General features: G+C 41.0%; 35 protein-coding genes. 34 read left to right on the plus strand and 1 reads right to left on the minus strand.

The annotated features are described in order from the left end of the window. The first annotated feature begins 4 nt into the window (after window positions 1-4). The 10 genes from CD00_RS20310 (at window position 5) to CD00_RS0101240 (ending at window position 4,772) form a co-directional block, all read left to right on the plus strand. Entirely contained in the window at window positions 5-253 is a 249-nt protein-coding gene (locus tag CD00_RS20310) for a hypothetical protein (protein ID WP_051594032.1), read from the plus strand. Further along, window positions 237-656 (plus strand): methyltransferase domain-containing protein, encoded by a 420-nt coding sequence (locus CD00_RS20315; protein ID WP_051594033.1) that lies wholly within the window; start codon window positions 237-239, stop codon window positions 654-656. Before CD00_RS20310 ends, CD00_RS20315 begins: the two co-directional genes overlap by 17 nt. Before the next feature lie 70 nt (window positions 657-726). Beyond that, window positions 727-849 carry a hypothetical protein gene (locus CD00_RS20835; protein ID WP_255346787.1) on the plus strand — a complete coding sequence of 41 codons (123 nt, stop codon included), beginning with the start codon at window positions 727-729 and terminating at the stop codon, window positions 847-849. A gap of 196 nt (window positions 850-1,045) precedes the next feature. After that, complete coding sequence (locus tag CD00_RS16740; RefSeq protein WP_051594034.1) at window positions 1,046-1,237, plus strand: GNAT family N-acetyltransferase; 192 nt, start codon at window positions 1,046-1,048, stop codon at window positions 1,235-1,237. 82 nt (window positions 1,238-1,319) lie between these two features. Beyond that, complete coding sequence (gene tsaA, locus CD00_RS0101215) at window positions 1,320-1,772, plus strand: tRNA (N6-threonylcarbamoyladenosine(37)-N6)-methyltransferase TrmO (protein WP_026654253.1); 453 nt, start codon at window positions 1,320-1,322, stop codon at window positions 1,770-1,772. Between the two features lie 43 nt (window positions 1,773-1,815). After that, window positions 1,816-2,256, plus strand: coding sequence for a GNAT family N-acetyltransferase (locus CD00_RS0101220; RefSeq protein WP_026654254.1), 441 nt, complete (start codon window positions 1,816-1,818; stop codon window positions 2,254-2,256). Between the two features lie 81 nt (window positions 2,257-2,337). Then, entirely contained in the window at window positions 2,338-2,643 is a 306-nt protein-coding gene (locus CD00_RS16745; RefSeq protein ID WP_051594036.1) for an NUDIX domain-containing protein, read from the plus strand. Then, on the plus strand, window positions 2,591-3,055 hold the full coding sequence (locus CD00_RS0101230) for a GNAT family N-acetyltransferase (protein WP_034461898.1): 465 nt from the start codon (window positions 2,591-2,593) through the stop codon (window positions 3,053-3,055). The genes CD00_RS16745 and CD00_RS0101230 overlap by 53 nt, the downstream gene beginning before the upstream one ends. A gap of 542 nt (window positions 3,056-3,597) precedes the next feature. Beyond that, window positions 3,598-4,248 (plus strand): CatA-like O-acetyltransferase, family 3, encoded by a 651-nt coding sequence (locus CD00_RS0101235; RefSeq protein WP_026654256.1) that lies wholly within the window; start codon window positions 3,598-3,600, stop codon window positions 4,246-4,248. 119 nt (window positions 4,249-4,367) lie between these two features. After that, window positions 4,368-4,772 carry a hypothetical protein gene (locus CD00_RS0101240; protein WP_242838899.1) on the plus strand — a complete coding sequence of 135 codons (405 nt, stop codon included), beginning with the start codon at window positions 4,368-4,370 and terminating at the stop codon, window positions 4,770-4,772. Between the two features lie 23 nt (window positions 4,773-4,795). Here CD00_RS0101240 and CD00_RS20320 read toward each other — a convergent pair whose 3' ends face one another. Beyond that, window positions 4,796-5,293 (minus strand): hypothetical protein, encoded by a 498-nt coding sequence (locus tag CD00_RS20320; RefSeq protein ID WP_026654258.1) that lies wholly within the window; start codon window positions 5,291-5,293, stop codon window positions 4,796-4,798. A 317-nt stretch (window positions 5,294-5,610) separates the two neighbouring features. Between CD00_RS20320 and CD00_RS0101250 the strand changes: the two genes are divergently transcribed. The 24 genes from CD00_RS0101250 (at window position 5,611) to CD00_RS0101380 (ending at window position 25,665) form a co-directional block, all read left to right on the plus strand. Beyond that, window positions 5,611-6,237 carry a nucleotidyltransferase domain-containing protein gene (locus tag CD00_RS0101250; protein WP_051594037.1) on the plus strand — a complete coding sequence of 209 codons (627 nt, stop codon included), beginning with the start codon at window positions 5,611-5,613 and terminating at the stop codon, window positions 6,235-6,237. Window positions 6,238-6,334: 97 nt separating this feature from the next. Beyond that, the gene (locus tag CD00_RS0101255; protein ID WP_026654260.1) at window positions 6,335-7,225 is read left to right on the plus strand and encodes an AraC family transcriptional regulator; all 891 of its coding nucleotides are present in this window, start codon (window positions 6,335-6,337) and stop codon (window positions 7,223-7,225) included. A gap of 54 nt (window positions 7,226-7,279) precedes the next feature. Then, window positions 7,280-7,450 (plus strand): hypothetical protein, encoded by a 171-nt coding sequence (locus tag CD00_RS20015; protein WP_185750364.1) that lies wholly within the window; start codon window positions 7,280-7,282, stop codon window positions 7,448-7,450. A gap of 81 nt (window positions 7,451-7,531) precedes the next feature. Continuing rightward, a complete protein-coding gene (locus CD00_RS0101265; RefSeq protein ID WP_026654261.1) occupies window positions 7,532-8,443 on the plus strand; it encodes a hypothetical protein in 912 nt (303 codons plus the stop codon). Window positions 8,444-8,490: 47 nt separating this feature from the next. Further along, the gene (locus CD00_RS0101270; protein ID WP_026654262.1) at window positions 8,491-9,870 is read left to right on the plus strand and encodes a radical SAM protein; all 1,380 of its coding nucleotides are present in this window, start codon (window positions 8,491-8,493) and stop codon (window positions 9,868-9,870) included. Beyond that, window positions 9,863-10,870: a hypothetical protein gene (locus CD00_RS0101275; protein ID WP_026654263.1), complete on the plus strand. Its 1,008-nt coding sequence runs from the start codon at window positions 9,863-9,865 to the stop codon at window positions 10,868-10,870. Before CD00_RS0101270 ends, CD00_RS0101275 begins: the two co-directional genes overlap by 8 nt. A 58-nt stretch (window positions 10,871-10,928) precedes the next feature. Then, on the plus strand, window positions 10,929-11,294 hold the full coding sequence (locus CD00_RS0101280) for an ACT domain-containing protein (RefSeq protein WP_026654264.1): 366 nt from the start codon (window positions 10,929-10,931) through the stop codon (window positions 11,292-11,294). Window positions 11,295-11,783: 489 nt separating this feature from the next. Continuing rightward, the gene (locus tag CD00_RS19675; RefSeq protein WP_185750365.1) at window positions 11,784-11,930 is read left to right on the plus strand and encodes a hypothetical protein; all 147 of its coding nucleotides are present in this window, start codon (window positions 11,784-11,786) and stop codon (window positions 11,928-11,930) included. A 31-nt stretch (window positions 11,931-11,961) separates the two neighbouring features. Beyond that, window positions 11,962-12,399 (plus strand): GNAT family N-acetyltransferase, encoded by a 438-nt coding sequence (locus CD00_RS0101295; protein ID WP_026654265.1) that lies wholly within the window; start codon window positions 11,962-11,964, stop codon window positions 12,397-12,399. A gap of 19 nt (window positions 12,400-12,418) precedes the next feature. Further along, window positions 12,419-12,991: a chromate transporter gene (locus CD00_RS0101300; RefSeq protein ID WP_026654266.1), complete on the plus strand. Its 573-nt coding sequence runs from the start codon at window positions 12,419-12,421 to the stop codon at window positions 12,989-12,991. Then, on the plus strand, window positions 12,988-13,548 hold the full coding sequence (locus CD00_RS0101305; RefSeq protein ID WP_026654267.1) for a chromate transporter: 561 nt from the start codon (window positions 12,988-12,990) through the stop codon (window positions 13,546-13,548). Before CD00_RS0101300 ends, CD00_RS0101305 begins: the two co-directional genes overlap by 4 nt. Before the next feature lie 78 nt (window positions 13,549-13,626). After that, window positions 13,627-14,397, plus strand: coding sequence for an MBL fold metallo-hydrolase (locus CD00_RS0101310; RefSeq protein ID WP_026654268.1), 771 nt, complete (start codon window positions 13,627-13,629; stop codon window positions 14,395-14,397). A gap of 71 nt (window positions 14,398-14,468) precedes the next feature. Then, window positions 14,469-14,729 carry a type II toxin-antitoxin system HicA family toxin gene (locus CD00_RS0101315; protein ID WP_026654269.1) on the plus strand — a complete coding sequence of 87 codons (261 nt, stop codon included), beginning with the start codon at window positions 14,469-14,471 and terminating at the stop codon, window positions 14,727-14,729. Further along, a complete protein-coding gene (locus tag CD00_RS0101320; protein WP_026654270.1) occupies window positions 14,726-15,073 on the plus strand; it encodes a type II toxin-antitoxin system HicB family antitoxin in 348 nt (115 codons plus the stop codon). Before CD00_RS0101315 ends, CD00_RS0101320 begins: the two co-directional genes overlap by 4 nt. Before the next feature lie 127 nt (window positions 15,074-15,200). Further along, window positions 15,201-15,698, plus strand: coding sequence for a hypothetical protein (locus CD00_RS0101325; RefSeq protein ID WP_034461899.1), 498 nt, complete (start codon window positions 15,201-15,203; stop codon window positions 15,696-15,698). A gap of 138 nt (window positions 15,699-15,836) precedes the next feature. Next, window positions 15,837-17,033, plus strand: coding sequence for a helix-turn-helix domain-containing protein (locus tag CD00_RS19680; protein WP_081811805.1), 1,197 nt, complete (start codon window positions 15,837-15,839; stop codon window positions 17,031-17,033). A 35-nt stretch (window positions 17,034-17,068) separates the two neighbouring features. Next, on the plus strand, window positions 17,069-17,230 hold the full coding sequence (locus CD00_RS19685; protein WP_242838901.1) for a hypothetical protein: 162 nt from the start codon (window positions 17,069-17,071) through the stop codon (window positions 17,228-17,230). A 321-nt stretch (window positions 17,231-17,551) separates the two neighbouring features. Continuing rightward, window positions 17,552-18,511: a D-2-hydroxyacid dehydrogenase gene (locus tag CD00_RS0101340; protein ID WP_026654272.1), complete on the plus strand. Its 960-nt coding sequence runs from the start codon at window positions 17,552-17,554 to the stop codon at window positions 18,509-18,511. 91 nt (window positions 18,512-18,602) lie between these two features. Beyond that, window positions 18,603-18,812 (plus strand): hypothetical protein, encoded by a 210-nt coding sequence (locus tag CD00_RS0101345; protein WP_185750366.1) that lies wholly within the window; start codon window positions 18,603-18,605, stop codon window positions 18,810-18,812. A 357-nt stretch (window positions 18,813-19,169) separates the two neighbouring features. Continuing rightward, window positions 19,170-19,598 carry an NUDIX hydrolase gene (locus CD00_RS0101355; RefSeq protein ID WP_026654274.1) on the plus strand — a complete coding sequence of 143 codons (429 nt, stop codon included), beginning with the start codon at window positions 19,170-19,172 and terminating at the stop codon, window positions 19,596-19,598. A 142-nt stretch (window positions 19,599-19,740) separates the two neighbouring features. Beyond that, window positions 19,741-20,487, plus strand: a complete 747-nt coding sequence (locus CD00_RS0101365) for a hypothetical protein (protein WP_026654275.1) — start codon at window positions 19,741-19,743, stop codon at window positions 20,485-20,487. Between the two features lie 47 nt (window positions 20,488-20,534). Then, on the plus strand, window positions 20,535-21,332 hold the full coding sequence (locus CD00_RS0101370; protein WP_026654276.1) for an alpha/beta fold hydrolase: 798 nt from the start codon (window positions 20,535-20,537) through the stop codon (window positions 21,330-21,332). Between the two features lie 187 nt (window positions 21,333-21,519). Continuing rightward, entirely contained in the window at window positions 21,520-23,559 is a 2,040-nt protein-coding gene (locus CD00_RS0101375) for a HelD family protein (RefSeq protein WP_185750367.1), read from the plus strand. 564 nt (window positions 23,560-24,123) lie between these two features. Continuing rightward, entirely contained in the window at window positions 24,124-25,665 is a 1,542-nt protein-coding gene (locus CD00_RS0101380; protein ID WP_026654278.1) for an ATP-binding cassette domain-containing protein, read from the plus strand. Window positions 25,666-26,179: the final 514 nt, after the last annotated feature.

Consider the following 26,179-nt stretch of genomic DNA (forward strand, 5'->3'; position numbering starts at 1 on the left):
GAAAATGCTTGAAAAAATGGATGATTTTTTTACTGCCCGTGCCAACGGATATGACGAGCATATGAAAAGCAATATTGTAGGTGCTTCGGCGTTTTATAAGTATACGGCTTCGCTTTTACCTACGGAGAAGAAAGCAAAGGTTCTGGATCTTGGTTGCGGTACCGGCCTTGAGTTAGAAGAGTTTTTTTGCTGTAAATCCGTATGGCAGTGTTACGGGGATAGACCTGACGGAAGCTATGCTCGAAGCGCTTAGGGCAAAGTTTTCGGATAAGGATATTACTATGATCTGCGGATCGTATTTTAATGTTTCTTTTGGCGAAGAGTTATTTGATGCGGCAGTGTCTGTGGAATCTTTGCATCATTTTACCAAGGAGGAAAAAACACCTCTATATACCAAACTAAGAAAAGCTCTTAAACCCGGAGGCTATTTTATTATTACAGATTATTTTTCGGATTCGGATGAGCAGGAAGAATTCCATAGGCAGGAGCTTCTTCGGATAAGAAAAGAGCAAGATCTTTCGGATGATATATTCTATCACTACGATACTCCGTTGACAGTTGAACATGAAAAAGAAGCCCTTCTTGCTGCGGGATTTACGCAGGTTGAGGAGCTTAACCGGTGGGAAGTGACTCATACATTAAAAGCAGTCAGGTAACCGGTGGTTTATGTGGAATCAAGTTTACAGGACAGTTTAGGCATCAGTGAGAATGACCGGGAGGTAAAAGATGGCGAAGCAGAATATTTACAGGCTGTTATGTGACGGCGGAATCTTTATCTTTTCACAGGAGCATCCGCTCACGACATGCTATTCAGGCACCGGTGACAGGTCTGAGGTATACAGTTATTGATATGAGTATAAGATGACGACGATTTTTATGCCTCAAACACCGGAAATGAACGCTCATAGGTAGAAAGTCTTTTTAAGATGCTTCTTTTAAGTAATTGATATTTAAAAAGGTATTACGGATAATAGGTTTATAACTACAAGAGCGTTATTAAGAACACGTGGAGTGTCATTGAAGTAGCCGGCAGGAAATAGTTGTTTTGCCGGCATATCAAGGCATGGGCATAGGAACCATGATAGTTAATCATCTTGTAGACTATGCCGTGAAGAATTCTTCTACAGGGAAATTTACAACTATTGGTGGTGTTTCTGCCAAAGGGAAAGAAGGCTTTTATCAGAAACTTGGATTTGAAGTGATCCCTAATGGCATAAGAAAAATGATAGAGATATAGGTTTGTGTTGCAGTAAATTCATACTTGTATAGCTGCATCAATGAGAATGATTGTGATGTAAAAGGTTGCTAAGGAGAGAATTATGCAAATTGAAATGGAACCAATTGGCTATGTTAGAAATGAAGTTAAGGACAGAAAAGATGTTTCCTGGGGAGAAGATACTTCTTCTATAGTGTTGAATGCAGAGTATATTTCAGGCTTGAAGGGGCTTGAAGATTTTTCGCATGTGATTATTTTATATCATCTTGATAAGGCAAAGTATGAAAAAGAAAAACATCTTCAAAGAAGGCCTCAGAATAGAGAAGATATGCCTCTGGTGGGTATTTTTTCCCAGCGTGGAAAAGACAGACCTAACAGGATTGGCATGACTTCGGTTGAAATTGTATCTGTTTCGGAAGACAGACTCGTTGTCAAGGGGCTTGATGCGATTGATGGCACACCGATCCTGGATATCAAGCCATACTATCCTGTATATGATAAAAAAGATGCAGTTGTTCCGGAGTGGGTTGACCGCTTGATGGAGCATTATTTCTAATAGATAAATTCAAGTTTGTAGGGGAGCGAAATGGGAATAGTTTATAAAAAAACTTACTGAAACTGACCTGAATACCTTTATAAAAATGCGTATAAATCAACTGAGAGAAGAAGGGGCTAAAGAGGATATAGATTTAACTCCGGCTCTTAAGGATTATTATAGCAGACATATGGCAGATGGAACCTTTGTTTCCTGGTTAGCTTTTGATGGAGATAAAATTATTGGTACTAGTGGTATGTCTTTTGTTGAGAAACCTCCTTATTTTGGATGTCCATCTGGCAGAATAGGCTTATTATCAAGTATGTATACAAATCCAGAATACAGACGTCAAGGAATTGCTAAAGAACTGCTTGATAGAGTTGTAAATGAGGCAAAAGCATATGGTTGTGGAACAGTTCAAATCACAGCTTCTGATATGGGAGTGAAGTTGTATACCTCATATGGATTTAAGCATAACGAAAATTTTATGCAGTATAAGCTTTGAGCAAGGATTAAGGGGAGAGACTTATGTTTTTCAAGCGAAGGATGGAGATAATGCATTATCTTTCCGAAAAGGAGATTAGAAATGAAGAATGAAGAACTCATGCCAAAGCGCCTGGGACGAACAACTATATATGAAAGTGAACATGTATGTTTGTATTCTGACAGAGTGGCTCAGCCAAGCGGACAAATAACAGAAAATTATTATCAGATTCATTATCCCAAGAAGGCTGTTGCAATTGTTATTTTTGATGAGGAAGATAACATCCTTCTTATTCAGAACAGGAGATATACTGTAGGCCGCCTTGAATGGGAAGTGCCCGCAGGAAGGATTGAGTATGGTGAAAGAATATATTCTTGCAAAAACTGCAGACATAGAAACTGTGTTTAACATAGTTCAGAATTCGATAAAAACCACATATCCCAAGTATTATCCTAAAGAGGTCGTTGAGTTTTTTAGCAATTTGCACAGCATGGAAAATATTCTAAAAGATATTGAGTGTGGTTTGGTTGGTATCCTTTTGGCCGATGGAATATGCGTTGGTACCGGCTGCTACAAGGATAATCATATTACCAGAGTATATGTTGAGCCGGAATATCAGGGAAAAGGATATGGCACATGTATCATGGACTGTTTGGAAAAAAATATATCCGAGAAATTTCCTACGGCAGTATTAGATGCATCTTTGCCGGCTTGTCATTTATATGAAAAAAGGGGATATAGAACTATTGAGCATTGCAAATATTCTGTTGAAAATGGCGCAATTCTTGTGTATGAGATGATGGAAAAAGAACTCGCTTAGAACAATTTGAATATATAACATTGATTTGACGATAATGTGCGGTAATGGTAGTATAATAAATGAAAAAGGTGCTACCGATAGACGGTTAGCCCCAAACAAGTTTAAGTAGTTAATAACCGCTCATACAAGTCTGCCAGGACAATGGGCGGTTATTTTTGTGTCTTGGATTCATGCTTTCCATGCATATAACCAAGACTAGAACAAAGAGTCGCTTGCGACTCTTTTCGCGCCGATGCGTGCAAGCTTTAGCTTGCATAATTCATCTGCGCATCGGTCGCATCTATAGCGTAGCGATTTATATTTGATAGGAATACTATCAAATATAAGTCGCACACAGTGCAAGCACCGCGATAAGGTCAGTGATGGTGAGCATAAGCAAGTTCCTCCAACAAAGATTTCTCATGAGAGATTTCTATGATTAACGGAGGTCACAGTCCTCCGGTTGAAGAACTAACCGCCTACCGTAATTACTGGTAGCACCAAGTAATAATTATAAAGAACGAATGTTCTGGAGTCAATATTTGATTTTGGGGAGAGAGAATATGAACTACAAAATAATAGATAAAGAAACATACTACAGAAAAGGTGTATTTCGCCACTTCTCAGAGGATTGCAAATGCTCGACTTCTATGACAGCCAGGATTGATGTTACAGATCTGGTTCTTTTTTCTAAAAAAGCAGGAACAAAGTTCTATATCAATTTCCTCTATATTCTTTCGAAGGTTCTCAATTCGCGAGACGATTACAGAATGGGGTATCTATGGCAAACGGACGAGCTCATCTGCTACGATGTGATCAATCCTACTCAGTATGTTTTTCACGAAGATACCGAGACTTGTACTCCTGTATATACAAGATATGATGAGGACTATGAAAGTTTCTACGCAGATGCTCTGAAGGATGTTGAAGAGGCTAAGAAAACAAGAGAATATATGCTGGATATGGCTAATCATCCAAACTGGTTTGATGCATCTTACATATCATGGCTTTCATATGATTCGCTTAATATTGAACTTCCGGATGGGCATTTGTTTTTTGCACCTATTATCAATTGGGGGAAATATCGCGAAGAGAACGGCAGACTTGTTATGCCTGTGAGTGTTCGATTGAATCATGCTATAGCTGATGGCTATCTGGTTGCGAATGTGTTCCGGCTTTTGGAAAAAGAGATACAGTCTTTTGTGGAACCCTGATAATTATAAAAACATTTACGAGGACGACCATGTTGAAATTCATACACTTGTTTAAAAATTACTATCTGGGAATATCGCTTATAGGTGTTGCGGCATTTGTCATACAGGAGATTCCGTATATGATAATGCCGCTGATAAAACCTGCATCCAATCCGATAATGAACATGCAAAATGAGATTAAATGGCTTGAAACGGTTCAGGGTATATTTGGATTTCTGTGCATGATTTTGCTGATGCTGATCGTGAGGGATGATGTGAAAATTTTTTCGATAGCATCTGCAAGAGAAAAAATCTTTTTCTGCTTAACCATTCTAATGATACTGATGAACTTTGTGGGATGGGCATTTTATTACAGCGGATATCAACGTGGATGGTTGATAGTATTAAGCCAATTCGCGGCGGTTCCTTTGTACTATTTTTTCTTTGGATTGTGGAAGAGCAATTATCTATTGGTTGGAGCGACAGGCCCGTTCTTTTTAATTCACACAATAAATGGAATATTGAATTTTGGGGTGAGGAAGTAAATTTAGGTTGCTTATAGGCGATGTTAACGCAAGATTGCCGGGTGCATGATTTTAGCGATTAAAAAGAAAATCGGCGAATAAACAGCGAAAATAGGTAAATACATAATTCCTGCTGTCGAGAAGAGTACTTGTGTCTTGATCATGACAGCGGGAAATATAGTTTTACAAAAATCCGCTGTCGAGAAGAGTACTTGTGGCTTGATCATGACAGCGGGAAATATAGTTTTACAAAAATCCGCTGTCGAGAAGAGTACTTGTGGCTTGATCATGACAGCGGGAAAAAACAGTTTTATAAAAATCGCTGTTGAAAAGTAGGCTTGCGCCTTGATCATGACAGCGGGAAATATAGTTTTACAAAAATCCGCTGTCGAGAAGAGTACTTGCGCCTTGATCGTGACAGCGGGAAATATAGTTTTACAAAAATTCGCTGTCGAGAAGAGTACTTGCGCCTTGATCGTGACAGCGGGAAATATAGTTTTACAAAAATCCGCTGTCGAGAAGAGTACTTGCGCCTTGATCATGACAGCGAGAAAAAAACAGTTTTATAAAAATCGCTGTTGAAAAGCAAGCTTGTGTCTTGATTATGACAGCGGGAAAAAACAGTTTTATAATAATCGCTGTCGAAAAGCAAGCTTGTGTCTTGATCGTGACAGCGGGAAAAAACAGTTTTTATAATAATCGCTGTTGAAAAGCAAGTATTGGCTTTAATTATGGCAGCGAGAAATGCAAATTTATAAATTCCGCCGAAAACTCGCTGCAATATATAGGGACATTGAAGAATCGGCGCTAAAAACCGGTACAGATGAGGCGCCATAAATTTTTTACGAAGGTGATGACTATGGATATGACTTTATATAGAGAGCAGAAAATAGTGGAGTATTTGGAAAAGACATACAATCCTACTGCAATTATCAAGTACGGATCATATGCTGATGGTAGTGCCAATGAAAATAGCGATTTTGATGCGCTTGTGATTGCCGGAGATGTTGAAAAGCATGATTCGTCTGTAGTTGCGGATGCTGTTTTGGATGTTTGGATTTATCCTGAGAAAAAGTTTTTTTCTGAGTATGATCCCGAGAAATTTCTTCAAGTGTTTGATGGCATTATAATTCAGGATCAGAATGGAGCGGCAGAAAAACTAATTAGAAAAGTAAATGAGCATATAGACCAAGCTTCGACGAAATCTGATGATGAAATAGAACAAGAGATTAATTGGTGCGAAAAGATGCTTGCAAGAACTGTCAGAGAAGATGCGGAAGGCTATTTTAGGTGGCACTGGCTTCTTATGGACAGTCAGGAAATCTATTTTGATATAAAGCATTTGTATTATCATGGCCCTAAAAAGGCACTGCGATTTATGAAGGAAAATGATCCGGTGGCATTTGACGTATACTTTCGTGCATTAAAAGAGATGAATCGAGACAATCTGGCTCAGTGGATTAGAGCGCTGAGGGATATAAAATAAGAAGCACGACATCAACCTGACAAATCTTCGCAAACGAGGAAATGTACCTAATCCGGATCTTGTCCATAATGGACTGTGTAAGAGGGAGAACAAAAGCATGGAATGGATCGAAGCATTACAAAAAGCCATCACGTATATGGAGGAGCATCTTCTCGAGGAAATCAACTATGAAGATGTAGCGAAGCAGGTGCACACGTCGAGCTACGAGTTTCACAGGGCTTTCAGTTTCGTGACGGGCTTAACGGCCAACGCGTATATAAGAAACCGCCGCTTGTCTTTGGCGGGAAAAGAAGTTGTGGAGACCGATGCGAAGATCACTGATCTGGCGATGAAGTATGGATATGAGACACCGGAAAGTTTTACCAAAGCGTTTACAAGATTTCATGGTGTTGCGCCCAAAACAGCCAGAGAAGAAGACTGCAAACTTGTGCTTTTTAATCCGCTTACGATTACTATATCTGTGAAAGGTGGTAAGAGTATGGATTATCGCATTGTTCAAACAAAGGAAAAGAAGTTTATAGCACTGGTAAGAGAGTTCAGCAACGGTATCATTAACGACGAAGCAAACCACGATGTGGCGGACTTCTGGGGAGAGTGCAACAGTAAGCAGATGCTTTCTCCAATCTACATGCTGAGAGAGGACGGAAAGCGAGACCTATACGGTCTTTGCAGTCCTACGAAAGAAGGGAAAGATACTTTCGAATATGGCATCGGTATAATCATAGATGAGGATACCGCAGAATTTGACCGGAATGATCTGGAGAAAAAAGGTTTCCGCATCTGGGACGTCAATCCCGGTACGTATGTGGTATTTGACTGTGTAGGCGAAGACGGCGACTGCATCGCTAAGACCTGGGTAAAGTTCTATAAGGAGTTTTTGCCGCAGATGGGCTATGAAGCTTCTGAAGAGACCGACTACGAACTTTACTATGACGGAACCAGGCCGGATATATTCTGCGAGCTGTGGATCCCAATCAAGAAGAAGTAAAAAACAGCAATTTTTAAGTTTATGATTTTAAGTTTATTGAGGAAACGATTACATATGGAATTGAAGAGAATTGAGCATAAACTTACTGTTTGCAAAGTGGCAGAGGCATCCAATATTAACATGGATGCCCCTTTCTACTTTATCAGTAAGACTGATGAAGAGTTGTCATTGGTGTGCAGAACGGAGGATATGCCACAGAACATTGTTGAACGTTTTAGCGTCTGAAGGGTATATAATAGTATATAATGCAATTATATCGCAACTATTGTTTTAGCAAATACTATTTGTAAGAAGTGAGTGGGGTTTATGAAAGCTGTAAAAGAAAATAAAAGAACTTATAGGCAAATCAAAAGTTTAAAGGATATACCGCGCGCAGAACTGGGAGAAGGAGCGTATGATTTTCTGTGGCAATTTTTGGGCATGTGGTTACTTGTGTTTTCAGTTTTATTTGGTTTAATTTTTTTGTGGAGCGATGAATCCGTCAGTTCCAGAACAAATGCAAACATAGTCATAATGTTTGTACTGGCAGTATATCTGCTTTTTGTGAAAAATGCATTTAGGGAAAAAATGAATAAGCGTGTACTTAGAATGAATCCGGATGGAATCATATATGAGTGGCCGTTTGGGATTACAAAACAGCACAGCTATAGTGAATGGGCAGAATCTATAAATGCAGGACACTATCGCATAGGAAGCCGCGGCATTGAATTTTGGCTGGGATTTGAGAAGATAGTTTTCTTTTATAATGTGGGTCATTTAGGTGAGCGAAAAAAAGCGGAAGAACGATATGAAATGTTCGTTGATTATTTGGCTGAAGTTGATCCAATGCTCAGAGAAAAACTGCCGAAGTTCACGAAGGAAAACATCGATTTACTGGATAAGCGCTGTTTTTACCACAGGAGTCGTAAGCATCAACTGATAGTAATGTTTTTTAACATGTTCTTATTTCTTATGTTGATTGATTCAGGTGGACATAAGGGAGCGGTTGCTTCAGCATTTTTTTGCGGAATAATTGAGATATTTGTTTTGTATTTCTTGTCCAAAGGTGCTTATTACAATTATAAAAATGAAATGGAAATCAGAGAAAAAATGCCGGATGAGACCGGATTGGTGCGAGATGATGGCATTGGAATTTTAAGACCATACTGGGGATTTATATATGTAGTTTTGGTGTTTGGAATAAACTATGCCATGCAGTGCGCTATTTTATGGTTGTAATTTGTTGGAAGACTTTTTTAGCATAATAATTGATATGGGTAAAAAATATGATACGTGAAAAATTATATGAATTAAAAGAGTGGAAGGGCGTTGTACATACGACATGGAATCCAAACGGACCCGGTGTGATCAGAATCCACATGATTCCGCCCAAATTTAGATTATTTCATTTTGCACCTTCTACGGTTATTTTAAATGGTCAGGATGTGTTGCCAATCAATGAGGCATGGGCGATTCTTTTAACCGAGTTTGTTCGTGGGGTTAATAGTTTTGGCGATGGACAGATGAGCCGGGAAATTCTTGATGATATTTTGCTGGGGGTTTTTCATCGCGTAAGAAAAGTATATCCAACTGTATCAGACGAGCTTCTGAAAGAAGATTTGCAAACAATCGTCAGCACTTTTGATGACATTGCAAGAAATGAGCTTCCTGCTGTTGATATTGGAATAATGAGTCTTTCTGAGTATGCACCTCATATGACAGCGCCGCATAGAATGGACCTTATGGTATCAGCCATGACAAAAGACGGCAACTGGGCATGTAATCAGCATTGTCTTCATTGTTACGCCGCAGGCCAAAAATATGCGGAAACTAAAGAATTGTCAACTTCTGAATGGAAGAAGGTAATTGATTGTTGTAAGAGCGCAAGAATACCTCAGCTTACTTTTACCGGTGGAGAGCCGACTTTGCGAAAAGATTTAGTTGAGCTGATTCGATATTCGCGATGGTTTGTGACGCGATTAAATACTAACGGAATACTTCTGACAGAGCAGTTGTCTAAGAATTTGATGGACGCTGAACTTGACAGTGTTCAGGTAACTTTGTATTCGCATATTGAAGAAGTGCATAATGAGCTGGTTGGTTCAAAGCATTTCAATGATACGATAAACGGAATAAAAAATGCGTTGGCAGCAGGTTTGAATTTAAGTGTTAATACACCATTATGTTCACTAAATAAGGATTATGTAGGTATGCTGGAGTTCCTGCACGAATTAGGTGTGCAATACGTGACTTGTTCAGGTTTGATTGTCACGGGAAATGCTACTTCGGATGCATCAAGACAATCCCAGCTTACAAGTGATGAATTATATGAAATATTACGAGCTGCAAAAGAATATACCGACAGTCATGACATGGAAATAGATTTTACATCTCCGGGATGGATTGAAAGTGGAAAATTAGCGCAGCTTCACATGGTCGTACCAAGTTGCGGGGCATGTCTTAGCAATATGGCAATTAATCCGGACGGTAGGGTAATACCATGTCAAAGCTGGCTATCCGATGATACCCTTGGCGATATGCTCAAGGATTCTTGGAAGAAGATTTGGAATGGGCGAAAATGTAAGAAGATTCGAATGGAATCTGCAAAGGCTGAAGGAATATGCCCTCTTCGTAAAATGAATGAAGGGGAGGTAGTACATGAATAAAAGAATATTTGGTTTTGCTGTTGCAATAATCTTTTTTGCAAGTTTGTTATACTGCCCGGTTGTAAAGGCGGCAAAACCTTTAGATCACATTCATGATTATGAAGTGACGGTAGATATGCGTAAAGATGGCTCCTGTGATATTTCGTATCATATCGTATGGGAGGTATTGGATAGTGAATCAGAGGGGCCGTTAACCTGGGTAAAGGTTGGATTAGCCAATAGATATGCCGATGAATTTAAAGCGATTTCCGACAATATTGATTCCATAAGTCATTACATTGATGATGGCGATTACGTAAGGCTTAACCTGGATAAAAGATATACGGCAGGAGAAACACTGGTACTTGATTTTTCGCTTCATCAAAAAAATCTTTTTAAAATGAAAAAAGATTGTGTCAATTATAAATTTACTCCGGGATGGTTTCCGGATACGCCGGTAGATAAAGTGGTAGTTCGTTGGAATGCTGAGGATGTTTTGGATGTCAGAGGTAATCCTAAGCTTGAGAACGGATATTATGTATGGGTCAATGATGCCGGTGGATATAATCTGAAAGAAACTGCACGACTTTCTTATGACATAAATCAATATGACTATATGTCGGGAAATGTAAGCGACAAACCTTCGAATGACCAACATAGAGCTGACATTAGCGAATTATATACTGACGAGGACAAGCAATTATGCAGTATTATGTTATTGGTTATACCATTAGGCGGACTGCTTATATGCATTGTCCTTATGAGTGTGTGTAAGGCGGTACGTGAAGATGGATATTCGGAAAAAAGAGGACTTGGTGCAAAGTTTTATATAGATCAGGATTTTAATAAGAGCACAAGTAGTAATTACCATGTCCATGACGGTGGCGGTGGCGGCGGATGTGCTTGCGCCTGTGCATGTGCATGCGCTTGCGCGGGAGGTGGCCGTGCCGGTTGCTCCAGAAAAGATTTTTATGGCACCAGGCTGTATACGAAGGATATTTACGATGCGCTGAAGAAATAAGGGGTATAAAAGGGGTATAAGCGCATGGGGGTGAAGTTTATGGAGGAAACGATTACATATGGAATTGAAGAGAATTGAGCATAAACTTACTGTTTGCAAAGTGGCAGAGGCATCCAATATTAACATGGATGCCCCTTTCTACTTTATCGGTAAGACTGATGAAGAGTTGTCATTGGTGTGCAGAACGGAGGATGCGCCACAAAACACGCTCGAGCGTGATGATGGCTGGAGAGGCTTTCGTATTCAGGGGGTTCTTGATTTTTCATTGGTCGGCATTTTGTCAAAGCTGTCCGGCATACTCGCGGAGCATAAAATCGGAATCTTCGCTGTGTCGACATATAACACGGATTATATTCTTGTGAAAGAAGAAAACTTTGAGCGAGCGTTGGACGTTTTGGCGTCTGAAGGGTATATAATAGTATGATATCTTAACTGAAATTACAGAAATCCGCACTGGCTGCGGATTTCGTGAGAACATGATTCAGGAGTCAACCAAGCCCTATCGACGAAGTCGATTCAAATTAGCTTGGTTGATGCATTCTTGAACTTCATGTTCAAGAATGTATAAAATGCAATTCTATCGCAACTATTGTTTTAGCAAATACTATTTGTAAGAAGTGGGTAAGCTAAGTCGCCGAAATCAAGAGGTCATGATTAAAAAAGAAATGCGAATTTAAAGTTTTACGTTTAAAGTTTTGCTTTACGGAAAATAGAAGTGGAGATAAAGCGGCGGAAACCGGTGAATGTATGATTTTTGCCGCCGAAAAAGAAGCATTTTTTTTAATTATGACAGCGAAATAAACGTTTTTATAAAATCCGCTGTTGAAAAGCAAGCTTTTGTCTTGATTATGGCAGCGGGAAATGCAACTTTATAAATTTCCGCTGTATTTAAGTTGAGTCCGGAAAGGGTACTATGAACATACAAGTTATTAGGGCACTGGAAACATGGCAGCAGGCCGGTGCTTATTACGTCCGAATACATGGAATGGCAAAACAACACAATATTACGCTAAGGCGTGAGTTTGATGAACATGATAAGCCGGATATAAAATATATATGACAAAATACATTATAAAAGGAGAGGCAATTAAATGTTTGAAATAAAGGACTGCGAGGACTACGAAGTAGCGAAAATGCTGATCAGGGAATACTCTGAAATAAAAGGTGCCGAGAGCTGCTTTGTATCATTGGATAAAGAATTGGCGGATCTTGGCACGTATTATAAAGGCGGAGCTCTTTTGATTGGATTTGAAAATGAAAATCCTATAGCTACTATCGCGATTAAACATGTAGATGATGAAACCTGTGAAGCGCGAAGACTGTATATTAAGCCTGATTATCGCGGAAAAGGTTATGCAAGAATTCTTATGAATGAGATGTTGGACAGAAGCCGAGAGCTTGGTTTTAAAGAAGTGAAATTTACTACCAAGCCGGAAGTGATGAGCGTTGGATATGGTCTGTATAAGCGCATGGGTTTTGAAGAAGTGGATTGCACTGACGGTGTGGCTTCGATGAGAATGACTTTGTGATAATTAAGGAGACGTTAAAGTGCCTGTATTATTTGAATTGTTTTTTACCTTTGCCAAAATAGGATTGTTTACCTTTGGCGGAGGTTACGCGATGATCTCTCTGATAGAGAATATTTGCGTTGAGAATAAAAAATGGATAACACATGATGAAATGATGACGGTTGTGGTGATCGCGGAGTCTACACCGGGGCCTATAGCGATTAACTGTGCAACCTATGTCGGATATAAGAAAGGTAAATTACAGGGAGCAATCGCAGCAACGCTTGGGGTGGTGCTCCCTTCTTTCATAATTATCTATTTAATATCAAGATTTCTGGATCATTTTCTTGAGATAACCCGGGTAGCAAATGCTTTTAGGGGAATCAAGATAGCGGTGGGAATTCTTATCATAGATGCAGCTTTAAAGATGCTAAAAAAGATGAAAAAAGCGCCATTGCAGATTTCAATGGTCTGCTTTGCTGTGATTTCAACGGTAGTGATCAATCTTTTTTCACTAAATATATCTTCGATGGTATTGATGCTCGCGGCTGCAGTTATTGGACTTATGGTATTTATGATAAAAAATGCGGAAAAGGAGCGGGTAGAGAAATGATATATCTTGATTTGCTCATAGGCTTTTTGGAAGTCGGCTTCTTTTCTTTTGGTGGCGCCTATGCAGCGATTCCACTTATCAGGGATGTGGTTATGGCTCATGGATGGCTTGATGAAGAGATGTTGACATATATGATCGCAATAAGCGAAAGTACTCCCGGACCGATCATGGTAAACATGGCTACATATGTGGGTAGTGAAAAAGGAGGACTTATAGGTGCGGCAATTGCCACTACAGCGGTTGTGTTGCCGGCTTTTTTCATCATTTTGCTGATCATGGTAGTTATGAATAAGTTCCTCCAAAATCAATATGTAAAAGCGGTTTTGAGTGGATTAAAGCCATGTATTATCGGGATTATTCTGGTGACGGGTGCACTTATGCTTGTAAAAAACTGCGGACTGTTATTTCATTCCAAGGCGGATTTTCTCACAATCGGGCTGACCTGCGCTATTGCGCTTATATATTTTGGCTCAAGGAAGGTTTTGAAAAAAGGGTTAAATCCTATCATGCTTATTTGTTTGTCGGCAGTGGTGGGCATTGTGGCATATTCATTATAGTAATTGTGATAATGATATACTGATTAAAAGTACCAAGCGGAGTATAAACGTGAGCTGATGTTTCGGGAGGTCTTTTGTATGGAAAAAGAATTGTATATTAAGCAATTAAAGCCTTTTCTATATCTTATGGATGAGGCGCACGAAGCGACGGGGTACATAGTTGTAGGCGATGAAAGAGTCTGCGTGATCGATACGATGAATGGCTATAATGACCTTCACAAGGTTGTCAGGGAAATTACTGACAAGCCGATCGTTGTTGTAAACACGCATGGCCATCCGGATCATATCTTTGGGAATGTATACTTTGATGAGGCATACATGAATCCTAAGGATTTTGAAATGGCATCGTCTTTTTTTAATGAGCCTGAATTTGTGAAGATTTGTAATGAGAAAGGCTTATCTGTTCCTCCGCTTAAGCCGATTAAAGACGGCGATGTGATAGATCTTGGAGGAAAGACACTTGAAGTATATGAACTTCCGGGGCATACTCCCGGCGGAATTCTGTTGCTTCTAAGGGAGGAGAGGATTCTTTTCACAGGTGATTCCGTTAACCATCATTTATGGATGCAATTGGACGGCTGCCCGGAGATGCAAGAATACGTAAAGGCGCTTGATAAGATCATGTTCTTGGAAAAAGAGGCTGATGTGATATTGCACGGGCATGCGACAGGCTTTGACGACATATCATTGCTTAGGTGTATGCGGCAAGGTGCAGTTGAAATATGCAACGGCGAAACAGAAAATGACCTGCCATACAATTGGTTCGGCGGCGTGGCAAAACAGCATCCGTTCAAGCTTGAAAAAGGTAAGGAGTATGACCAGACTGTGAGCGTTATATGCTACCGGTAAGTAATAAAAAATTGACTGGGATGTTGCAAAATGTTATAGTGTAACTGGAAAATAGTTGCAAAGGAGTTGCTGTGCCAAAGAAATCTAAGTTATTGGAAAAACTGTTGTCAAAACCGGCACCAACAAGCTTTACCATACGAGAGCTTGATGCTCTGATGAAGCAGTGTGGATGTGAAAAATTTGAAGGTGGAAGAGGTTCAGGAATAGGTTATTATCATGTGGAAACTAAGCGAATACTTCAGTTTGATGGACCACATCCGGGAAACGAATTATATCGATACCATATCAAAATGATTAAAGCTTTTTTGAAGGAAGTAGGTGAGATAGAATGATCAGTTCATTGATGGAATACAATGGGTATCATGCAAAAGTTGAGTTTGACAGTGAGGACCAGATTTTTATAGGTCATGTGCTTGGAATCAATGACTCTTTGAATTTTCATGGAGAGTCTGTAAAGGAGCTAACTCAGTCAATGCACGACTGTATAGATAATTACCTTGATTACTGTAAACAAGTTGGAAAAGAACCTGAACGCGAGTTTAAAGGATCTTTTAATGTGCGTATTAAACCGGAGCAGCATAAAAAAATTGCTTTATACGCTGCAAATGAGGGAATCACGATAAATCAGTTTGTATCAAGGGCAATAGATGATGAACTTGATATTCTTGAAGGATAAATTGAAATACTATTAGTATATAAAAGTACCAAGCGAAACATAATCCGTGCGGTACTTTTTTGATATTACATATTCTTGAGTGTTTTTTATGAGATGACTTAGAGGAAGCCAAAAGGAAGGTATAAAAATGGATAGCTTTGTTGATGCATTATTATCTCTCAAAACTGATAAGATCCCTGATGAATACGATTGGTTTGCACCGCTTATTGGAGATTGGGACTGCGATTATTATGATGAATTTAATGGTCAAAAAAGATATGTGAAAGGCGAATGGCTCTTTAGAAGAGTGCTTGAAGGTGCGGGAATACAGGATGTTTTTATATTTCCGTCGCGTGATACCAAAGAAAAAGCGCCTCAGCCGGATGGTGAATACGGCTCTTCTTTACGCATGTTTAACCATTTTGAGAATTGCTATGATGTTGTATATACTTGTGATCACTGCATGAAGAGACTTCGTTTTGATAAGAAAGGCAATGAACTTGTGGGAAAGGTTCTGGATGAAGAGAATACCTATTGGATTTTTTCTGATATTACTGATAACAGTTTTACTTGGAAAAACGTAATGATTTCTGATGATGGCACTTACACTCTTGATTGTGAAATACACGGAAAGCGTGTGAGATGATCATGTTTTAGGGGAGCATTTATTTGGAAAAAATGCTATAGACACTACTGTCTAATGCAGTATATACGGCGATTCCCGCTTTGTGTCGTGTTAATGCTGCTTCGGATTAAATTATCATGCAAGGGAAGGAGGTATCCCATGGATCAGAAGAAGATAGGCTTATTTTTAAAAGACTTGAGAAAAGAAAAAGGGATTACCCAGGAAGAACTTGCGCAGCTCATTGGTGTGTCTTCAAGGAGCGTTTCACGTTGGGAGACAGGATCTAATATGCCGGATATTTCTCTTTTGTCCGCTATTGCTGATTATTACGATGTGGATGTGCGAGAAATAATTGATGGCGAAAGGAAAAGCGGGATGAATGAAGAAATAAAAGAAGTTGCCGACAAAATGGCAGATTACGCAGGAACGGAGAAAAGCAGTCTTTTCAAATGGGTAAGGATAATCAGCCTGATAGGAACAATGTTCCTGACTTTGGCAGTAGTGTTTCAGTGCATTGAATATGAGCCTAATATATTCAGGTTTGGGGCGGTTGTATTATCTTTTTTGGGATTGGTGGCATTTGCCATAACAACGCTTTATGCCAATGGAATATTGGAAAAACTTGCCGAGAAAAAACATTTTGCAACGGTTGTGCGAGTAATAGTCATTTTGCTGATCGCGATAAGCGTAAAATTTATTGTGATAAATGCGCTTGTTATCGGACTTGCTTTTTTTGAGGCTAGCCAGCCCTATGATAAGAAGTCGGGAATCGATAACTATGATAAAGAGTATTTGCTTGAAGAATACGGATCTGATCTTGATACCGGATTATTTATTTTTCCAAATGATGGCCAAAATGCTGTTTCTGTAGAATATGAATCGGCTCTTAAAACAGGAATGTTTGATACGGATGGATATATATTTTTTTCTGCCACATATGAAGATGATGAGTTCCAAAAAGAAATAGAACGCTTGTCAAAGATATCTTGCACGGTGTTCGAAACAAATCGTGAGGATAGTGATTATCATATAGAAAATATCATATATGATACAGAAACATATAATTTTCCAGCATACGTGTCATCGGACGGGTATAGTAGTGTTTATGAATATGCACTTATCGACAATGATAATAAGCGGATTATTTATGTATTATTATCATATCCTAATATAGCGAATGATGAAGCAGAGACGGTTCAAAAGGATTATTTGAAAAAAGATTTAAATGCATATGATCTGAAGAATGGATCTACACTTGAAAGATTTTCAATTTACAGTTTTGGGTTTTCAAAGGGAATTTGGAGTGAATATTCTCCCGAAGACGAGGGAAGAGAAACATCAGGAAATCCCAGGTAATCCAAAGTGAAAAAAGTGATCGGAGGAGCTTAGATATGCTAAATACAAGGGTAAAAGAATTTCTTGAAGAAAAAGGTTTTGGAGACAGGCTTACAGAGCATGCGGAGACTATAGATACTGTTGAACATGCGGCACAGCAGATTGGCTGCACAGAGTCTGAGATTGCAAAGACGCTGTCTTTTATTGTGCAAGGCTGACTTCTTGCATCGAATAGAGAATGGTATTACGGGTATAGAATCCGAGAAAAAGATTTATGCACGCAGAAATGAGTGAATGTGGTAATGGCTTTACGGGCATAGAATCTGAGAAATGGATCTGTACACGTAGAAATGAGCTAATGTAGAAGTGACTTTACGGACATTAAAACCTTAGAATTGATCTGTACACGTAGAGGTAAGTGGATTTAGGAGTAATAATACGGACATAGAATCCATAAATAGATTTTGTACACGTAGAAATAAGAGAAATGGCTTTTACGGATATAAAGTTTGTAATTGATATACAAGGATGGGGGTTAGATGAAAATAATTGTTTATAACAATGCATTAAAATCGAGGCACAAGAATATGATAAGAGAAACGGCAGATAAAGTCGGTGCTGAAGTCTGTTTTATAGATTCTGAAGACAGCATCCCGGAAGGGTTTGAGGATGCAGAAGTCTTTTATGGAACAGGATTAAAAACAATCGGAAAGAGCAGGCATATTAAGTGGTTCTGTGCACCTTCAGCTGGTGTTGATTTTCTTTTGAAACCGGGTGTATTTGCAAATGAGGACTGCATCATTACCAATTCTGCAGGGGCATATGGAGTGAGCATTGCGGAACATATAATCATGGTGAGTCTTATGATGATGAGGCAAATGCATGTCTTTTTCAGAAAGTCTATTTTGGGAGAATGGGGTAGACCGTTGCCTCAGAAGTCGCTTAAGGACTGTAGGATTACGGTGCTTGGTACCGGTGATATAGGAAGTTCTTTTGCAAAAAGAGCGAAAGCGTTTGAACCTAAGAGTATTGTAGGCGTGTGCAGGAGTGGAAAATGCAGCGAAAGTTCTTTTGACAAGATATTCAGAATTGATGAGCTTGATGAAGTGCTCCGTGATACCGAGCTGCTGGTCATGTGCCTTCCAGGGACTGCGGAGACAGAAGGGGTGTTATCCAAAGAAAGAATGGTACTTCTGCCTAAGGGCGCATATGTTGTGAATGTCGGACGCGGATCGGCAATTGATGAAAGTGCACTTATAGAGAATCTTGAGAGTGGAAGGCTTGCGGGGGCAGCGCTTGATGTATTTGCAAACGAGCCGCTTTCGGAGGCAAGTCCTCTTTGGAATACTAAGAACCTGATCATAACGCCGCATGTGGCAGGCAATTTGACACTTGATCATACGCTCGATAAAAATGTTGAGATGTTCTGCGAGAATATGGTCAATTACGCCGAGGGCAGGCCGCTTAAGCATGTGGTTGATAAGGCGAGAGGGTATTGATACAGGTGTAGGGGCGAAGAGTGATTGGGCGTAATCGGATGACTGCAGGAGAAGAAATGGCAATCTGAGCCATATGGCTTTGCGAGCTGCTATGACCCTAGAAGGTGAAAAGGCTGATTTAGGTCATATGGCTTTGCGAGATGCTATGACCCTAGAAGGTGAAAAGGGTGATTTGGGTCATATGGCTTTGCGAGATGCTATGACCCTAGAAGGTGAAAAAGCTGATTTGGGTCATATGGCTTTGCGAGCTGCTATGACCCTAGAAGGTGAAAAGGCTGATTTAGGTCATATGGCTTGTTGAGGTGCTATGACCCTAGAAGGTGAAAAGGCTGATTTAGGTCATATAGCTTGTTGAGGTGCTATGACCCTAGAAGGTGAAAAGGCTGATTTAGGTCATATAGCTTGTTGAGGTGCTATGACCCTAGAAGGTGAAAAAGCTGATTTAGGTCATATATCTTTGCGAGATACTATGACTCTGGAAGAGGAAATTGCGGAATAGGGTCATTCGCAGGAGCGGAATTGGATTACTGCAGAGGGGGAAATGCTAAGTTGAGTCAATTGCCGGGGGAGCCGCATGACTGCGGAAAAGAAAATCACCAAGTTGAGTCAATCGGCGCCATGAAATCAATCCACAACAATATAGAACGAAGGTGAAAACATGCAGATAAAATTTTACGACAAGATGGAAGATTCACATCTTAAATTTGCGGTTATTATTGCTAAGATGGATGGAAAGTATGTATTTTGCAAGCACAGAGAGCGCAGTACATATGAGATTCCGGGCGGGCACAGAGAAGATGGCGAATCTATATTGGATGCCGCAAAGCGTGAGCTTTATGAGGAGACTGGTGCGGTGAAGTATGATATCAAACCGGTCTGCATCTATTTGGTTACAGCGCCTGATGAGTTCGATGGAGCGGAAACTTTCGGCGGCCTGTTCTATGCTGAGATTAAAGAGCTGGAAAAAGAGCTCCACAGTGAGATCGAGAGAATTGCGTTATTTGATGAGGTGCCGCAAGAGCTGACTTATCCGCTGATTCAGCCAAAGCTGATTGATGAGGCGAAAAGACGCGGATTTATAGGTTAAAATCGATGTTGATCATGATTTTGGTGATGAAACCGATACTGAGCTTGATTTCCAATGATGGAAACAATGCTAATCATGATTTTACGGTGATGAAACCGAATAGAGCAAATGCTGCTAATATGCTGGCTTGGAGGCTTATCGGATGAAGCGTTACGAATACGGAAATCCCGATTCTGCAAATGTACTTGTACAGATGCTCGGGGAACATGAAGTTTCGGGTATGGAAAAAGAAATTGCGCATATAAGAGATAGTGTCGGAGAGGATTTCTTTTTGCTTGCCTATAAGGTTGAAGATTGGAATATGGAGCTGTCGCCGTGGCAGGCACCTGCAGTGTTCGGAGATGAAGGTTTTGGAGGCGGTGCAGGTGAGACGCTGAAAGAATTATTACAGGATTTGAGAAGTGGTAATGTGCTGTCTGAGTATACGAATGATGAGGCACTGTCAGAGAAGACTAAAGATAAATTGTTTTCACCGCTGACAGTTGGCAAAGAAGTTACGGGAATATCACGTGAGAAAAAGAAATACTTCATCGGCGGATATTCACTCGCGGGCTTATTTGCGCTGTGGGCGGCTTATCAGACAGATCTTTTTACCGGAGTGGCAGCAGCTTCGCCGTCTATATGGTTTCCGGGATTTGTTGATCACATGAAAGCAGGCAAGATCAATGCGGACAGGGTGTATCTGAGTCTTGGAAATCGCGAGGCAAAGACAAGGAATCCCGTAATGGCGACTGTTGCGGATTGTATTGAGATTTCTTTTGACCTGTTGCGGAAGCAAGGCGTTATGAGTATGCTTGAATGGAATGAAGGAAACCACTTCAAGGATGCGGACATAAGGACTGCGAAGGCGTTCTCGTGGGTGCTGAATGGACCCGGGGGACGGGGGTAGTGGAACATTAATTACACTAAATAACCGGATGAAATGGGGCTTGAAACATGAAAAAGAATGGTTACGTAACTTTGGGCAATACTGTGATGCATTATGTTGCTTTTGGAGATGGGGCGAAAAAACTGGTTGTTTTGCCGGGATTGTCGGATGGACTTGCTACGGTGAAAGGAAAAGCGTGGATTCTTGCGGGTTCATACAAGAAATTTTGGGCTGACTATACCGTTTATATGTTTAGCAGGAAGGAAGACATGCCGGATGGGTACAGCATCAAGGATATGGCGGATGATCTGGCTTTGGCGATGAAGAGTTTGGGAATTGAGAAGGCTTCTGTTCTTGGCGTGTCGCAGGGCGGAATGATTGCACAATGTCTTGCCGTAAATCATTCTGAGATGGTTGAAAAGCTGATTCTTGCTGTGACGGCGCCGTATGCCAATTCTGTTCTGAAGGATGCGGTGACGGGGTGGATCGATATGGCAAGGAGAGATGATCACAAGACGCTTATGATTGATACTGCCGAAAAAATGTACTCGCAAAAGTACCTTGATAAGAACAGAAAAATATTTCCGCTTGTTGCAAAGCTTACCAAGCCTGCAAGTTACGATAGATTTTATAAGAATGCATATGCGATTTTGGATTTTGATGTACGTGATGAACTCTCAAAGATATCCGCGCCGACGCTGATCATTGCGGGAAGCGATGATAAAACGGTAGGAAATGATGCGGCAGCAGAGCTTAGCAACGGCATCAAGGGGAGCGATAAATACATCTACGACGGACTTGGACACGGCGCATTTGAAGAAGCAAAGGATTTTTATGACAGAGTGCTGGAGTTTTGTGAGAGATAAATTTGTAAGCTTGTGATATGATAATAAATACGTCTGATTTTAGGTAGCACTTTCGGATTTGAAAAAAGTGCTACTTTTTATGCGTATATTTTTTGACGCTGTACAATTGAGGAGTATTTCTTTACAATTTATATGCAGAACTAAAGAATGATGAAATGTGCATGCGATGCATGTATGGAGAAATGACATGGGAAATGAAATATTTGAAAATGAACAGGCCCATTTGACAAAGACCTATAATAAACTGCTGGATATTAAGAAGAATCTCGAGGAGCAGATTACTGCCCTGAATGAGAAAGCGGTTGAAGATAAAAATGATATTCGTGACAACATCCGTTTTGATTACGCAGATGTTGAGACTACGATGGAGACTCTCGCTGAGATTGAGGTATGGAACCGTTACATTGATACCTACAATGTTGAGAGTAATTCTTTGGGTAAAAGACTCGAGACAGTCAATAAACTTCTGGAGTCGCCTTATTTTGCAAAGATTGAGCTCGTGTTCGAAGGCGAGAGTGTGCCTGAAAGCTACTACATCGGACGAGCTGCAATTTCAGAAAACGGCTATGACCAGATGGTTGTAGACTGGAGATCTCCGATTGCAGAAGTTTACTACAATCAGGAGAACGGACATACGAGTTACATGGTTGAGGACAGGACTATACCTGTTGATCTCAAGCTTCGCAGACAGTTTGAGATAAATAAGGACAAGCTTGTTTCATTTTTTGATACACAGATTGCGATTGAGGATCCGATGCTCCTTAAATCTCTTTCGCAGACCAAATCTGACAAGATGCAGGCTATTACGGCAACAATTCAGAAAGAGCAAAATACGGTTATCAGGTATCCCGATGTGCAGGTTCTTTTGGTGAACGGTATCGCAGGTAGCGGTAAGACTTCAGTTCTTTTGCAGAGGATAGCATATCTTTTTTATCAGAAGAGAAAGACACTTCGCCCCGAGCATGTATGTCTTTTAACCCTTAATCCGGTATTCCGCGATTATATCGACAATGTCCTTCCGGATCTTGGAGAGACCAATCCGCCGACTTTGACGTGGCATGAGTTTCTTAAGAAAGTGGGCGTTCCTTTTGCGGATAACGAATATGACGGCACAGGTGACGGAAGTTTGCAGAAGATCCATGATGCTTTGCTTACGTTGAGCCCCGAAGAGGATGATTTTTACAATATTACCCATAACGGCAAGCTTGTGATGTCGAAGGGTGACGTGTTTGAAGTGGTAAAAAGATTTTCCAAATTCCCGATGGGAGTGCGCCTGATTCAGACGGTTGCGGATGAGCTCGAAGAGAGGGCCAAAAACATTCTAAGGACCAAAGATATTTTTAACGAGGATTCCGAGAATTCGGCAGGATCTGATGCGGCTGAGGAAAACCGCATTGAAAATGACTTTGGCGGAGCGCTTAGCTTTATCAGACGCTGTAATTTCATCAACGTTAAGCGTGTTGCGCAGAGAATCCTTGGAAGTGACTATATCACTGCTGCGGAGTGGATCTATACTAAGATGGAGCTTACTGGTAAGTGTGATAGAAATGTGCGTTATGTCATGATCGACGAAGTGCAGGATTACACTGAGGCACAGCTCATGGTATTTAGTAAATTTTTCCCCAACGCGCGTTTTATGCTGCTTGGAGATGAGTTCCAGGCAATCAGAAAGGGCACGGTTTCTTTTGACCGGATAAAAGAGATGGCAGAAGCAGCAGGAAAAGAATTCGTGGAGCTTCCGCTTATGACAAGTTACCGAAGCTCACCGGAGATAACAGAAATGTTTGCTTCGCTCCTTCCTCAGGAAAAGAAAATGATGGTTTCATCGGTAAAGCGCTCGGGAGAAGAGATTGTTATAAAGAGCTGTGATTCCGATAGCGAGTATTATAAGGAACTTATTTCTCTTATAAATGAGTTTGAAAAGAAAGACGGCCTTACTGCAGTTATTTGCAGAAGCGGTTACAGTCTTGAAAAGATTGCCGGTGCGCTCGGAGATAAAGCACCGCAGCTTATTGCTGAAAGCGACAGTTTGCCAAAGAAAGGTGCATTTTTGATAGAGCTTGCACTTGCAAAAGGCCTTGAGTTTGATAACGTGATCCTGGCTGATGCAGATGCGGAGTCTTATCCTTCCGATGAACTCGGCAAACACTGCCTGTATACGGCTGTATCCAGAGCTACGCAGCATCTGGCTGTTTTGGCGAAAGGGAAGTTGACGGAGAATATTTAAGAAATCCTTGAGTTTGGAAAAGGTTGTGAGCCTTCGGCGTACTTTCATGCAGAAGGCTTAAAAAACCGCTTGCATGGCGGGCTTATCGATGTTAGCATGTAATAGTATGATATCTTAGATGAAATTACAGAAATCCGCACTTGCTGCGGATTTCGTGAGAAAGTGATTCAAGAGTCAACCAAGCCCCATCGACGAAGTCGATTTTAATTGGCTTGGTTTATGCATTCTTGAACTTCATGTTCAAGAATGTATAAAAATATAAAGAAAGAACGCGTAGCGTTTAGGTGAGGATATGTACAGAAGATAATTAGTTTAGGTGAACACTATCAGTGATGATGAGGCTGCTTACGGCGGCTGTTTTGTGTACGCTTAATCTGGATTATCATGCATGTTTAGCCTATATGTAATGTGGGTCTATTTGTGTGAGTCTATTTTGCGTATGCAGAATAGGCTTTTTCTTTTTCCATATGGTCCCAGGGGACGGGGGTAGTGGACCATTTTGGCGAGCGAATGCGAGAGCAGAGCTTCCTTACGTACTCATCATTTTACCTTTGGAGGAACAATATGCTTAACGTAAAAAACTTAACAATAACGCACCGCAAGGACCTGCGCGTCATTCTTGATAAATTCAATTTGACTCTAAACGACGGCGATAAGGCTGTGATAATCGGCGAGGAGGGCAACGGCAAATCTACGCTGATGAAATGGATATACGATCCGGAGCTTGCGGAAGAGTACGCGGAGTGCGAAGGCGAGAGAATTCTTGGCGACGAAGTCCTTGGCTATCTGCCGCAGGAACTTCCTGAATGGGAAAAAGAAAAAACTCTTTATGATTACTTTTCGGAAGCCGGGAGCTTTTTTGACAAGACACCGAAAGAACTCTCGGAGATGGCGAATGAATTCCGGGTTTCTAAGGATTTCTTTTACGCAGATCAAAAGATGGGGAGCCTTTCAGGTGGCGAAAAAGTAAAGGCGCAACTGATGCGCATCCTGATTGATGAGCCGACGGTTCTGCTTTTAGATGAACCGTCAAATGATATCGACATAAGCACGCTCGAACTGCTTGAGAGGCTGATAAATGGGTGGAAGCACATAGTTCTTTTCATCTCGCATGACGAGACACTTATTGAGAATACCGCCAACGTGATAATCCATATTGAGCAGATTATGCGTAAGACTAAGAGCCGCTACGTGGTCGTGAAGGACAACTACAGGCATTACATCGCGCATAGAGCGGAGGCTTTTGAGAGGCAGGAGCAGCTTGCGCTTAACGACCGCAAGGAAAAGAAGCTTCGCGACGAGAGATACAACAGGATTCATGATAAGGTTGAGCGGGCACTTTCGAATGTTTCGCGGCAGGAGCCGGGAGTCGGAAAGATGCTTAAGGATAAAATGCGCGCGGTGAAGTCGATGGAAAAGCGCTTTGAGAAGCAGGATGCGAACATGACGGAGCGGCCTGAGCAGGAGGAGGCAATCTTTTTTAAACTGGGAAAAGAAAATTCGAAGATGCCGGCAGGTAAGACGGTTATCGAGTTTCCTCTTGATGAGCTGGTTGCGCCCGATGGTTCAAAGGTCTTGGCAAAAGATATTTTTCTAAGGGTAAGAGGACCTGAGAAGGTATGCATTGTTGGAACAAATGGAGTTGGGAAAACTACGCTTCTTAGGTTGATTGCGGATGAACTTCTGGCAAGAGAAGACCTGAGGGTACAGTATATGCCGCAGAACTACGAGGATTTGCTTGATCTTGATGTGACGCCGGTGGAATTTTTGGATGACACGGGAGATAAGGAGGTTCGCACGCGCATAAGGACTTATCTTGGTTCGCTTAAATATACCGCGGATGAGATGGAGCATCCGATCAGGGAGCTTTCGGGCGGGCAGAAGGCGAAAGTGTTGCTTCTTAAGATGAGTCTTTCCGATGCGAATGTGCTTGTTTTGGATGAGCCAACGCGTAACTTCTCGCCACTTTCGGGACCTGTTATCAGGAAGATGATAGCTTCTTTTCCTGGTGTGGTGATCAGCATATCGCATGATAGGAAGTATATTGAGGAAGTGTGCACGAAGAAGTATTTACTTACGAGAGAGGGGCTTGAGGAAACTAAATGAACACGGAATATTGGATGAAACATATATATAATTCGTGGAAGATATGTACGGTGCAGGGAAGTGAATAAGCACCGTACAGAGGAGCGGCGTATGATGCGTGCGGTGCAGAAAAGTGAAAGAGCACCGCACAGATGAGCGGCATAAGATATATACGGTGCAGAAAAGCTAATATGCACCGTACAGGAAAGTCGTGGAAGATATGTGCGGTGCGGGGAAGTAAATTAGCACCGCACAGATGAGCGGCATAAGATGTGTACGGTGCAGGGAAGTAAATTAGCACCGCACAGATGAGCGGCATAAGATATATACGGTGCAGAAAAGCTAATATGCACCGTACAGGAAAGTCGTGGAAGATATGTACGGTGCGGGGAAGTGAATAAGCACCGCACACAGGCGCGGGATAAGATCTGTACGGTGCAGGGAAGTAAATTAGCACCGCACAGATGAGCGACAGAAGATGCGTACGGTACAGGCAGACGTAAAATGGACCGTACAGAATTTTGGAAGACAGAAT

The sequence above is a fragment of the Butyrivibrio sp. AE3003 genome, from assembly GCF_000686065.1.
Lineage (GTDB): Bacteria > Bacillota > Clostridia > Lachnospirales > Lachnospiraceae > Butyrivibrio > Butyrivibrio hungatei_A.